The sequence below is a fragment of the Janthinobacterium sp. genome (assembly GCF_009923995.1).
Taxonomy (GTDB): Bacteria; Pseudomonadota; Gammaproteobacteria; order Burkholderiales; family Burkholderiaceae_D; genus Janthinobacterium.
This window is the reverse complement of sequence record NZ_RFSK01000040.1, coordinates 1-12,389: the sequence shown is the minus strand read 5'-3', so window position 1 is coordinate 12,389 and position 12,389 is coordinate 1. Positions and strand designations below refer to the sequence as shown.

General features: G+C 61.6%; 11 protein-coding genes. 3 read left to right on the top strand and 8 right to left on the bottom strand.

The window, feature by feature from the left end:
- Positions 1-12: 12 nt before the first annotated feature.
- The 5 genes from EBS11_RS18775 to EBS11_RS18755 all read right to left on the bottom strand — a co-directional run bounded on the left by EBS11_RS18775 (position 13) and on the right by EBS11_RS18755 (position 5,304).
- Positions 13-738 (bottom strand): amino acid ABC transporter ATP-binding protein, encoded by a 726-nt coding sequence (locus EBS11_RS18775; RefSeq protein WP_290605238.1) that lies wholly within the window; start codon positions 736-738, stop codon positions 13-15.
- 19 nt (positions 739-757) lie between these two features.
- Complete coding sequence (locus tag EBS11_RS18770) at positions 758-1,450, bottom strand: ABC transporter permease subunit (RefSeq protein WP_290605236.1); 693 nt, start codon at positions 1,448-1,450, stop codon at positions 758-760.
- A gap of 1 nt (position 1,451) precedes the next feature.
- Complete coding sequence (locus EBS11_RS18765; RefSeq protein ID WP_290605234.1) at positions 1,452-2,201, bottom strand: amino acid ABC transporter permease; 750 nt, start codon at positions 2,199-2,201, stop codon at positions 1,452-1,454.
- Between the two features lie 97 nt (positions 2,202-2,298).
- Positions 2,299-3,255 (bottom strand): amino acid ABC transporter substrate-binding protein, encoded by a 957-nt coding sequence (locus EBS11_RS18760; protein ID WP_290605232.1) that lies wholly within the window; start codon positions 3,253-3,255, stop codon positions 2,299-2,301.
- 195 nt (positions 3,256-3,450) lie between these two features.
- Positions 3,451-5,304, bottom strand: coding sequence for an ABC transporter ATP-binding protein/permease (locus tag EBS11_RS18755; RefSeq protein WP_290605230.1), 1,854 nt, complete (start codon positions 5,302-5,304; stop codon positions 3,451-3,453).
- Positions 5,305-5,365: 61 nt separating this feature from the next.
- Between EBS11_RS18755 and EBS11_RS18750 the strand changes: the two genes are divergently transcribed.
- Both EBS11_RS18750 and EBS11_RS18745 read left to right on the top strand, forming a co-directional pair.
- Positions 5,366-5,806, top strand: a complete 441-nt coding sequence (locus EBS11_RS18750; protein WP_052139932.1) for an acyl-CoA thioesterase — start codon at positions 5,366-5,368, stop codon at positions 5,804-5,806.
- 23 nt (positions 5,807-5,829) lie between these two features.
- Positions 5,830-7,422 carry an alkaline phosphatase D family protein gene (locus tag EBS11_RS18745; RefSeq protein WP_290605225.1) on the top strand — a complete coding sequence of 531 codons (1,593 nt, stop codon included), beginning with the start codon at positions 5,830-5,832 and terminating at the stop codon, positions 7,420-7,422.
- Here the strand turns inward: EBS11_RS18745 and EBS11_RS18740 are convergent.
- Entirely contained in the window at positions 7,419-8,285 is an 867-nt protein-coding gene (locus tag EBS11_RS18740) for a LytTR family DNA-binding domain-containing protein (RefSeq protein WP_290605223.1), read from the bottom strand. The two genes, EBS11_RS18745 and EBS11_RS18740, sit on opposite strands and share 4 nt — an antisense overlap.
- A gap of 157 nt (positions 8,286-8,442) precedes the next feature.
- On the opposite strand from EBS11_RS18740, the gene EBS11_RS18735 reads away from it, so the two are divergent.
- Complete coding sequence (locus tag EBS11_RS18735) at positions 8,443-9,615, top strand: acyltransferase (RefSeq protein ID WP_290605221.1); 1,173 nt, start codon at positions 8,443-8,445, stop codon at positions 9,613-9,615.
- On the opposite strand, the gene EBS11_RS18730 is transcribed toward EBS11_RS18735, so the two are convergent.
- Together EBS11_RS18730 and EBS11_RS18725 are read right to left on the bottom strand one after the other, a co-directional pair.
- Positions 9,612-11,294, bottom strand: coding sequence for a long-chain-fatty-acid--CoA ligase (locus tag EBS11_RS18730; protein WP_290605219.1), 1,683 nt, complete (start codon positions 11,292-11,294; stop codon positions 9,612-9,614). The two genes, EBS11_RS18735 and EBS11_RS18730, sit on opposite strands and share 4 nt — an antisense overlap.
- Positions 11,295-11,354: 60 nt before the next feature.
- Positions 11,355-12,389: AMP-binding protein (locus tag EBS11_RS18725; protein WP_290605217.1), on the bottom strand; the 1,035-nt coding region annotated here is incomplete at its 5' end.

The following is a 12,389-nucleotide window of genomic DNA, read 5'->3' as shown; positions in this document are numbered from 1 at the left end:
AGTGATGGAAAATTAATGGATGATTTTGGCGAGGAAGTCGCGCGCGCGGTCCGAGCGCGTGGTGGTGAAAAACTCATCCTTGCTGCAATCTTCGATGATCTTACCCTGATCCATGAAGACGATGCGGTTGGCGACTCGTTTTGCAAAGCCCATTTCGTGGGTGACGACCATCATCGTCATGCCTTCCTGCGCCAGGCCTACCATCACGTCGAGCACTTCGTTGATCATTTCGGGGTCGAGCGCCGACGTGGGTTCGTCGAACAGCATGGCGATCGGGTCCATCGACAACGCGCGGGCGATCGCCACCCTCTGCTGCTGGCCGCCCGACAGCTGGCCGGGGAATTTATCCTGCTGCGACAGCAGGCCCACGCGGTCCAGGTATTTCAAGCCCTTGGCATTGGCTTCGTCGGCGCTGCGTTTCAGCACCTTGATCTGGCCGATGGTCAGGTTTTCGCGGATCGACAGGTGCGGGAACAGCTCGAAATTCTGGAACACCATGCCGATGCGCGCGCGCAGCTTCGACAGATTCGTCTTCGGGTCGTTGACGGCGATGCCGTCGACGATGATCTGTCCCTGCTGGATGGGTTCGAGGCCGTTGACGGTCTTGATCAGGGTCGACTTGCCGGAACCGGACGGGCCGCAAATGACCATCACGTCACCCTTGGCGACCTTGGTGGTGCAGTCGGTCAGGACCTGGAACTGGCCATACCATTTGCTGACGTTATTAAGTTCAATCATCTTGTTCTTTCTATTGCGGTTAGCGAATGATGGCGACGCGTTTCTGCAGGCGTTTGACGAGGAAGGACAAGGCATAGCACAGCACGAAATACACGACGGCGACAAACACGTACATCTCCACCAGGCGGCCGTCGCGCTGGGCGATTTTGGAGGCGGCGCCGACGAAATCGGGGATCGACAGCACGTACACGAGCGACACGTCCTGGAACAGCACGATGGTTTGTGTCAGCAGCACGGGGATCATGTTGCGGAAAGCTTGCGGCAGGACGATGCTGGCCATGGTCTGCCGGTAGTTCATGCCCAGCGCCTGGCCCGCCCACACTTGGCCGCGGGGAATCGACTGTATGCCGCTGCGCATGATTTCGCAATAGTAGGCTGCCTCGAACATGATGAAAGTGATCAGCGCGGAGGAAAACGCGCCCACCTTCACGGGCTCGCTGGCGCCGATGATCCAGGCGGCGATGTACGGCACGAGGAAGTAGAACCAGAAGATCACCAGCACCAGCGGGATCGAGCGTATCAGGTTGACGTAAGCCGACGCCACGCCCGAGACGAGGCGATTGCCGGACAGGCGCATCAGCGCCAGCACGGTGCCCAGCACGATGCCGCCCACCATGGACAGCGCCGTCAGTTTCAGGGTAAACACCATGCCGGTCTGGAACAGGTAGACCCATGAGCGGGAGATGACATCGAAGTCGAAATTACCGAGCATGTCAGTGTCCTCCCGTCTTGGCGCCGGCGACGATGAAGCCGGGGATGGCGACCTTTTTTTCGATCAGGTGCATCAGCACCACCACCAGCAGATTGACGACGATGTAGATGATGGTGGCGGCGGAAAATGCCTCGAATACCTGGAACGAGAATTCCTGGATGGCGCGCGCGCTGGCCGTCAGCTCGATCAGGCCTATCGTCAGGGCCACGGAGCTGTTCTTGATGATGTTCAAAAACTCGCTGGTCAGCGGCGGCATGATGACGCGCGCGGCCATCGGCAGCAGGATATAGCGGTAGGTTTGCGGCAGGGTCAGGCCCAGCGCCGTACCGGCCAGTTTCTGCCCGCGCGGCAGCGCCTCGATGCCCGTCGTCACCTGCACGGCCACGCGCGAAGACGTGAAAAATCCCAGGCACAGCACGGCCGTGACGAACGGCGCATTCGGCAGCGACTTGACCCAGGTGCCCAGGTCCGGCGGCAGCAATTCCGGCATGACGAAATACCACAGGAACATCTGCACCAGCAGCGGCACGTTGCGGAATAATTCGACGTACGCATTGGCCACGCCCACCACCCATTTATTCGGCAGGGTGCGCACGGTGCCGATCACCAGGCCCAGGACCAGGGCCATGATCCACGCCGCGCCGGCCGTGGCCAGGGTCCAGGTCAGCCCGGACCACAGGGTGTCCATGTACGTGCCGACGCCATCGGGCGACATCTCCCAGAAGATGCGCCAATTCCAGTTGTAATTCATGATCATCCTTCCCATGCAGCCCAAGGACAGCGGCCGGCCGCCCGCCCCGCAAATGAAACGGGAGGCTTGCGCCCCCCGGTTTGTTACGCAGTCTTGATTACTTTTTCCGTTTGTCCGAGGTCTTCTGCGCTTCGGGCACGGCTGCATACGCGGCAGGATCACCGGAGTCGGTCGGGTTCATGAACACGGCCTTCAATTGCGGCGGCATGGGGAATTTCAGGTTGATGTTTTTTGGCGGGATCGGTGAGGTAAACCATTTCGCATAGATGCGGTTGATGTCTTCGCTCTTGTACAGGCGGATCAGGGCATCGTCGACGACCTTCTTGAAGGCGGGATCGCCCTTGCGCAGCATGATGCCGTACGGCTCGACCGACAGCGCTTCCTTGGTGATTTCATAGTCGTTCGGGTTCTTCGAATTGGCCACCTGCGACGCCAGCAGGATGTCGTCGTTGGCTTCAGCCACCGCGCGGCCCGTTTCGAGCATCAGGAACGATTCAGGATGGTCCTTGCCGACGGCGATATTCATGCCCAGGTTTTTTTCCTTGTTCAGGATGGTCATCTGCTTGATGGTGGACGTGCCGGCCGTGGCCACCAGGGTCTTGCCGCGCAAGTCTTCCAGGGTCTTGATGTTCGAGGATTTTTTCGCCAGGATACGGTTGCCGATGACGAACATGGTGGGCGCAAACGCCACCTGCTGCTGGCGCTCCAGGTTGTTCGTCGTCGAGCCGCATTCGAGGTCGATGGTGCCGTTGGCCATCAGCGGGATGCGGTTGGCCGACGTGACGGGGCTCATCACCACTTTCAGTTCGCTCATGCCCAGGTGTTTTTGCAGGGCCGTGACGACTTTCATGCACAGGTCGATCGAATAGCCCTGATATTGCTGCTTGTCATCGAGATAGGAGAAAGGCACGGAGCCGTCGCGCACGCCGAGGGTGACGGAACCGGCTTTCTTGATCTTGGCCAAGGTGCCCGTCAATTCCTGGGCCTGGACGGGCACCATGCTGCTGATGACGCCGACGCTGAGCAATGTGGCGATGATTTTGGTCAATTTCATAAATTCTCCTGGGCGGACAAACCGGATAGATTCCGAACGAAACAACTGTGGTGCAAACGCCACCAATGGAATTAATTTTATTTCATTTTCAGCGCCGGACCAGCCGTTTTCTGTGATTGCCCGCAAATAGGCGCTATACGCGCGCCTGAATCGGCGCGCCTGTAGCATTTTTCCTACTGATTTCCCATTCCCGATTTATTTTGCCGGTGCCAGGCCCGCCAGCGCATCGTCCTCTTCCCCCTCATCGTCCATGTTCGCCTGCTGGCGTTGCCACATCTGCGCGTACAGGCCATCGGCCGCCAGCAATTGCGGATGCGTGCCCCGCTCGACGATGCGGCCATGGTCGAGCACCAGGATTTGCTGGGCGTCCGCCACCGTCGACAGCCGGTGCGCAATCACCAGGGTGGTGCGGTTTTTGGCGATTTCCTTGAGCTGCGACTGGATCGCCTGCTCGGCCTTCGAGTCGAGCGCGGAGGTGGCCTCGTCGAAGATCAGGATGGCCGGGTCTTTCAGCAGAGTGCGGGCGATGGCCACGCGCTGCTTTTCGCCGCCCGACAGTTTCAAGCCCCGTTCGCCCACCATGGAGTTATAACCATCCGGCAAGCTTTCAATAAAATCATGGATCGACGCGGCCTTGGCCGCCGCCACGATGGCGTCCTTGCTGGCGCCCGGCTTGCCATAGGCGATGTTGTATTCGATGGTGTCGTTGAACAACACCGTGTCCTGCGGCACGATGCCGATGGCCGCGCGCAGGGAATCCTGCGTGACGGCGCGCAAGTCCTGGCCATCGATGGTGATGCCGCCGCCATCGACTTCATAGAAGCGGAACAGCAAACGCGACAGGGTCGACTTGCCCGAGCCGCTATGGCCCACCACGGCCGTGGTGGTGCCGGCGGGGATCTGGAAATCCACGTCGAACAGGATTTGCCGCTTGGCTTCATAGCTGAAGTCCACGTGCGCGAAACGCACGGCCGCGCCCCGCGTGACGAGCGGTTTTGCTTCCGGCGTATCGGCGATTTCGCGGTTTTCGTTCAGCAGTGAAAACAGGCGCTCCATGTCGGCCAGGCTTTGCTTGATTTCGCGGTAGATGACGCCCAGGAAATTGAGGGGTATGTACAGCTGGATCATGAAGGCATTGACCAGTACCAGGTCGCCCAGGGTCATCGTGCCGGCGATCACGCCCACGGTGGCGCGCCAGAGTATCAATGTCACGGCCGTGGCGATGATCAGGGACTGGCCCGTATTGAGCAAGGACAAGGAAGTCTGCGATTTCACGGCCGCCGACTCGTAGCGCTGCAAGCCTTCGTCGTAGCGCCGTGCCTCGTAATCCTCGTTGCCGAAATACTTCACAGTTTCATAGTTGATCAAGGAGTCGATGGCCTTGGTATTCGCCTTCGAATCGAGGTCGTTCATGGTGCGGCGGAAATGCGTGCGCCAGTTCGTCACCAGCACGGTAAACGCGATGTAGGACACGAGCGCCACCGCCGTGATGACGGTAAACCAGATGTCGTAGTGCAAGACCAGGTAGCCCAGCACGAGGGTAATTTCCACCAGGGTCGGCAGGATGTTGAACAGGGTGTAGGAAATGAGCGAGCCGACGCTGCGCGTGCCCCGTTCGATGTCGCGCGTCATGCCGCCCGTCTGGCGGTTCAGGTGAAAGCGCAGCGACAGCGCGTGCAGGTGGCGGAACACTTGCAGCGCGATGGTGCGCACGGCCCGCTGCGTGACGCGGGCGAAGAGGAATTCGCGCAATTCCGTAAACAGGGTGGTGGACAGGCGCAGCAAGCCATACGCCACCAGCAAGCCGACCGGCAGCACCAGCAGCGCTTGCGGGTGCGCCGCCGTGATGGTCATGGCATCGACGAGTTTTTTCAGGACCAGCGGCACGCCCACGTTGGCCAGCTTGGCGCCCACCAGGCATAGCAACGCCAGCAGCACCCGCCATTTGTAGACCCACAGATACGGCAGCAAGGTCTTGATGGTGGCGAAATCGCTGTGGCTGGCGGAAGCGGGCGAGCGGGGCGGAGGGGGAGTCTGGGAACGGCGCATGGCGAAGGTCGGCTTTTTATGGTTCAATCGGGGCAATTGTAGCCTTTCATGAGAATAAAAGATGAGCACCTCCCCCGACCGCCCTGATAACTGCCTCGCCTCCGGCCTGCCCGCCGGAAAAATGCCGGAACTGCGCATGATGCCCGCCCCGTCGGACGCCAATGTGTACGGCGACGTCTTCGGCGGCTGGATCATGGCGCAGGTCGACATCGCCGGCTCGCTGCCAGCCACGCGGCGCGCCAACGGCCGCGTCGCCACCATCGCCGTCAACTCCTTTGTCTTCAAAAATCCCGTCTTCGTCGGCGATCTGCTGTCGTTCTACGCCGATATCGTCAAGGTTGGCAATACCTCGATCACCGTCAACGTGGAAGTGTATGCCGAACGCAACCGCCTGCAGGCGTGCATCGTGAAAGTCACGGAAGCAACGCTGATCTATGTCGCCACGGATTCCGACCGCAAGCCGCGCAAGGTACCGCCCATCGAGACCCTGCTGTCACCTTAATCCCACATTCGTCCCCACGCTCCATGGATAGCCAGCGCCGCATCTTCCTGCTCAGCGCTGCCCGCATGGCGTCCCTGGCCGCGGCCGGCAGCGTGCTGTCCGGCTCCGGCGCCGGTGCCGCCACGCGCCTGAACGGCAGCGGCTATCCCTTTGCGCTCGGCGTCGCCTCCGGCTCGCCCCTGCCCGATGCCGTCGTGTTGTGGACGCGCATCTGCTACGACCCGCTGTACGCCGCCGCTACGCCCACCATCGCCCTGAACGTGCGCTGGGAAGTGGCCGATGACGACGGTTTCAGACGCGTCGTGGCCAAGGGGCATGCCACGGCCACGCCCGCCCTCGCCCACAGCGTGCACGTCGACGTGGGCGGCCTGGCGCCCGGGCGCTGGTACTGGTACCGTTTCATGTTTGGTGACGCCGTCAGTCCCGTGGGCCGCACGCGCACGGCGCCGGCCGTCGACGCCATGCCCGCCTCGCTGAAACTGGCCGTCGCCTCGTGCCAGCACTGGGAATTTGGCACCTACGCGGCGCACCGGCATATCGCGGCGGCCGCACCCGACCTGGTGGCCTTCCTCGGCGATTACATTTACGAGTGGGGTCCGTACCAGCTGCAGCATCCCGGCCGGGCCGTGCGCACGCATGAAAGTTTTACCCTGGACGAATACCGCGCCCGCTACGCGCAATACAAAAGCGACCTGGATTTGCAGGGCGCCCACCTGGCCGCGCCGTGGATCGTCACCTGGGACGACCATGAAGTGGCCAACGATTACGCCAACGACCGCGACGAACTGCTGACACCCACGTTTCTTGCGCGCCGCGCGGCCGCCTACCAGGCGTTCTATGAACACATGCCGCTGCGCCTGCTGCCGCTGGGGCGACGGGGCTTCGTCGACATGCGCATCTACCAGCGCTATGATTGGGGCCGATTGGCACGCTTCCACGTACTGGACGACCGGCAATACCGCGCCTACCATGCCTGCGCCAAACCGGGTCGCGGCGGCTCCAATTCCATCACCACGCGCCACTGCCCCGACCTGCTGAAACCCGAGCGCACGATGCTGGGCGAGGAGCAGCAGCGCTGGCTGCAAGCCGGCCTCGATGGCTCTCCGGCACGCTGGAATATCCTGGCACAGCAAACCCTGATGGCGCAATCGAGCCAGGTGCCCATCGTGCGCCCCGGCGATGAACGCATCTGGACCGATGGCTGGGATGGCTATCCGCTGGCGCGCCAGCACCTGCTCGATGCCCTGCGCAGCAGCAAGGCCAGCAATCCGCTGGTACTGTCGGGCGACGTGCACACCTTTTATGCCACGGAACTGAGCCGCAATGCCATGCGTCCCACCAGCAAGGATAATCCCGTGCTGGCCACGGAGTTTTGCGGTACCTCAATCACCTCGAGTTCACGCCCGCAGGCGCGCACGGAGCAATACGTGGCGATGAATCCGCACATCCGCTATGGACGCAGCGACAAGCGGGGCTACATGCTACTGGACATCACACCAGAGAAAACCACGACCCTGTTCCAGGGCCTGGAAAACGTGCGCGACAGCGCGTCCCCCATCGCGACCCTGGCCCGCTTCACCGTGCAGGATGGCAAGGCGGGCGTGCAAACAGCTTAGCGCGTACTTTTCAAGGCATCTCGGTAGCGACGGCTGACGGGCACTTCGCCGCCCGTGCGCAGCACGGCGCGCGCGTCGCCCGAATCCAGCGGCACGATGCTCTGCACAAAATCGAGGTTGACGATGTAGCTGCGGTGCACGCGCACGAAACGCTTGCCGTCGAGGCGACGCTCGATGGCGGCCATGGTCGAGCGCAACGGATAGTCGTGGCCCCGCACGTGCAGGTTCACATAATTGCCCCAGGCCTGTATCCATTCGATCTCGAAGGCGGGCAGCAAAAAATCCTTGCCCAGCTTGCGCACCAAAAACCGTTCCGGCTGCTGCACCGGCTCCACGGCCGGCCCTTCATCCGGTTCCCCCAGCAACGTCGCCTCGCCTTGCCAGCGCATCAGCAGCAAACGATAAAAGCCCACCGTCAGCAAGACGAGGAAGTAAGCACGCACATCTTTCAAGTATTCATAGGGCAGCTCGCGCCACCAGGCGCCGAAATCGTAGTCGCTGCCCTGGCTCCAGTAGGCCAGCTTGCGCAGGGCCACCATGGCCGCCACATGCACGAGGCTGTACACGACCGAGGCGGCCAGGTGCCAGCGCAGGTTCTGGCGCTGGAATACCAGGTGCAGCGGCCGGCACTGTTCCGCCAGGATGACCACGGGCACCAGCGCCAGCAGCACCAGGTTGCTGCTCCATTCCCACACGGCCACTTCCCAGAACGCCGTGCCCACGCCGCTGCGCTGCAGGTCGGTCCAGGCCAGCCAGCTGTTCACGCTGGCCTGCATCAGGGTCAGCAGGATCCAGAATCCCGGTTCGGCCACGCGGCGCCAGCGTTGATAACGTTGCAACAGGTCGGTGGAGGAAGCGGCCATGGTCTCAGCGGTTGAATTAGTTGCACAATTGTAAGGTCCCACGCCCGTCCCAGGCTGCCCATTCGTCCCAGCCAGCCGTCCGCTCGTCCCATTTCGCTGGCTGGCCGCCGCCCCCCTGCCTATGCTGGGACCTTCCTTCACCACTTCCCCACCGATCATGACCATAGAATCCCGCCGTCACGACATCGACGCCTTGCGCTTTCTCGTTTTCAGCCTGCTGATCGTCTATCACACCGCCCTGGTGTACATGGATGGCTGGAACTTTCACATGCACAGCAGCTATGCCACCGATACCCTGAACATGCCGCTGGTCTTCCTCAACCGCTGGCGCATGGAAATCGTCTTCCTGATTTCCGGCGTGTCCTGCGCCATGATGACGCAACACACACGCGGCGCCTTCCTGTGGCGCAGGGTCAAGCGCCTGCTGCTGCCGCTGCTGTTTGGCATGGCCGTCATCGTTCCCCTCCAGCCGTATTGCGAAGGTGTCAGCAAGGGCCTGGTCGAGCCTGGCTATGGACAGTTCCTGCTGCATTACTTTGGCGGCTACGCCTGGCCGGAGGGCGCCTTCGCCGGCTGGCAATATGGATTTACGTGGAATCATCTGTGGTACCTGGTGTACCTGCTGCTCTACACCATCGTGCTGGTGGCGCTGCAGCCGTTGCTGGCGGTGCTGAAACCATGCTTCCGGCGCCTGCGTGGCTGGCGTTTGCTGGTGCTGCCTGCGCTGCCGGCATTGGCGGCCATGGTCTTCCTGAAAATGCGCTATCCGGAAACCCATGCGGTGGTGCGCGACTGGTATGCGCACGCCATGTATTTCACGATGTTCGTGTATGGCTGGTGGCTGGGCAATGACAAGGGCTTATGGGCGGAACTGGCGCGCCTGCGCTGGCATACGCTGTGGCTGGGCCTGGGCGCGTTCGCCGGATACATGGTTTTTGACCAGATTTACTCGGAAAACATGCTGACCTGGGCCTCGGCCGGTTCCTGGCCCCTGCGCAACCTGTACATGTGGCTGGCCATCTGCACCATCCTGGGCTGGTCGCATACGCTCTTGAACCGTCCCTTTGCCTGGCTGCCATGGGCGCGGCAGGCCGTCTTTCCCTGGTATATCCTGCACCAGAGCGCGATCATCCTGTTGGCCTACTGGCTGGTGCCGCTGATGCTGGGGCCGGTGGTCGAACCCCTGCTGATCCTGGCCGGCACGGTGGCCATCTGCTGGCTGGGCACTTCGCTGGTGATCAGCAAGGTGAACTGGCTGCGTCCCTGCTTCGGCCTGTCCGCCCGGCCACGGCAATCCGTAGCGGCGGACACGGCCGTGCCGGCGAATTAAGCCGCTTTCTTTTCGTCGCGCAACTGACGGCGCAAGATCTTGCCAACGTTGGTTTTCGGCAATTCATCGCGGAACTCGATGTATTTCGGCTTCTTGTATGCCGTCAATTCATGCTTGCAGTGCTCGCGGATCTGTTCCACCGTCAGGTTCGGGTCCTTGCGCACGACAAACACTTTCACGGCTTCGCCCGAGTTGGCGTCCGGCACACCGATGCAGGCGCATTCGAGCACGCCCGGGCACGAGGCGACCACGTCTTCCACCTCGTTCGGGTACACATTGAAGCCGGAAACGATGATCATGTCCTTCTTGCGGTCGACGATCTTCACGTAGCCGCGCTCATCCATGACGCCCACGTCGCCCGTCTTGAAGAAACCGTCCGCCGTCATCGACTTGGCCGTCTCGTCCGGACGCTGCCAGTAGCCGGCCATCACCTGCGGGCCGCGCACGGCGATCTCGCCCGGCTCGCCCAGCGGCACTTCCACGCCGTCGTCGTTGAGGATGGCCACTTCCGTCGACGGGAAAGGCAGGCCGATGGTGCCCGTGAATTCCGTGATGTCGACGCGGTTGCCCGTCACCACGGGCGACGTTTCCGACATGCCATAACCTTCGATCAGCGGGCAGCCCGTCAGTTTCAGCCAGCGTTCGGCCACGTTGCGCTGCAGGGCCATGCCGCCGCCATTGCACACCTTATAGCTGGAAAAATCGAGCTTGGCGAAGTCCGCATTGTTCAGCAGGGCGTTGTACAGGGTATTGACGGCCGGGAAGACGACGATCTTGTGCTTGGCGAGTTCCTTGACGAAGCCGGGAATGTCGCGCGGGTTCGGGATCAGCACGTTCAAGCCGCCCACGCGCATGCCCATCAGGGCGCTGACCGTCAGCGAATAGATGTGATACAGGGGCAAGGCGCACATGAAACCCATCGAGGTGGCGCGCATCTCCGGCGTCATCACGGGCGAAATCCACGCCTCGTTTTGCAGCACGTTGGCGATCACATTGCGATGCAACAACATCGCGCCTTTCGACACGCCCGTCGTGCCGCCCGTGTATTGCAGGAAGACGATGTCGTCATGGCCCTGCTGCACGGGCGTGAGGGTCAGGCGCGCGCCTTCGGCCAGCATCTTGTTGAAACTGATGGCGCCCGGCAAGGAAAACGCGGGCACCATTTTCTTGATCTTGCGCACGACGAAGTTGACGATCGTCCCCTTCAAGCCGCCCAGCAAGTCGCCCATGGTGGCCACGATCACATGCTTGACCTGGGTGTGCGGCAACACCTGCTCCACCGTGGTGGCGAAGTTTTCCAGCACGATGATCGCTTCGCTGCCCGAATCGATCAGCTGATGCTGCAATTCGCGCGGCGTGTACAGCGGGTTGACGTTGACCACGGTGTAGCCGGCGCGCAGGATCGCCGCCATCGCCACCGGATACTGCAGCACGTTGGGCAGCATGATCGCCACGCGCGCGCCCGTCTTGAGGCCCTTGCTTTGCAGCCAGGCCCCCATCTGCAGCGACAGCTTGTCGAGCTCGCGATACGTGAGGAATTTATCCATGCACACGAAAGCGTTGCGGTCCGCGTATTTCTGGAACGATTCTTCCAGCAAATGCGTGACGGAACGGTATTGCGTGCAGTCAATCTCTGCGGGAACGCTGTCCGGGTACGACTTCAACCAAATCTTGTCCATCTATGCCTCATCTTTATCTGTATGAAAGGGTGCGCGCCCTGGACGCGCACCCTGCACTGTTTATGCTGCTTTCTTCGTTTCGTCGCGCAGGGCGCGACGCAAAATCTTGCCGACGTTGGTTTTCGGCAGTTCATCGCGGAACTCGATGTATTTCGGCCGCTTGTAGCCCGTGAATTGTTCCTTGCAATACGCCATCAGCGTCTCCGCCGTCAGGCCGGGGTCCTTGCGCACGACAAACACCTTCACGGCCTCGCCCGAATGCTCGTCCGGCACGCCCACGCAGGCGCACTCGAGCACGCCCGGATGGGCCGCGATGACGGCTTCGACTTCGTTCGGATACACATTGAAGCCGGAGACGAGAATCATGTCTTTCTTGCGGTCCACGATCTTCACGTAGCCGCGTTCATCCATGATGCCCACGTCGCCCGACTTGAAGTAGCCGTCCGCTGTCATGACCTTCGCCGTTTCATCGGGACGGTTCCAGTAACCGCTCATCACCTGCGGGCCGCGGATGGCGATTTCGCCCGTCTGGCCCAGCGGCACTTCCTTGCCGTCATCGTCGAGGATGGCGATCTCGGTCGACGGCACGGGCAAGCCGATGGTGCCGGAAAACGCCGTGCTGTCGGCGCGGTTGCAGGTGGCGACAGGCGACGTTTCCGACAGGCCATAGCCTTCGATGATGGACACGCCCGTCACTTGCAGCCACTTGTCGTTGACGGCTTGCTGCACCGCCATGCCGCCGCCGTTGGCGATCTTCAAGCCCGAGAAGTCGAGCTTGGCAAAATCGGGATGGTTGACCAGCGCGTTATACAGCGTATTGACTGCAGGCAACAGATTGAATTTGTACTTGCCCAGTTCCTTGATCAGGCCGGGGATATCGCGCGGATTCGGGATGAGGATATTCAGCGCGCCCACGCGCGTGCCCCACATGGCGCACGCCGTCAGCGCAAAGATATGGTACAGCGGCAGGGCGCAGACGACGATCAGCTGTTCCTTGCTGTTCTGGTCGAGCGCCGCGCCCGACCACGCTTCGCTCTGCAGTACATTGGCGATCACATTGCGGTGGCTCAAGGTCGCGCCTTTCGACACGCCCGT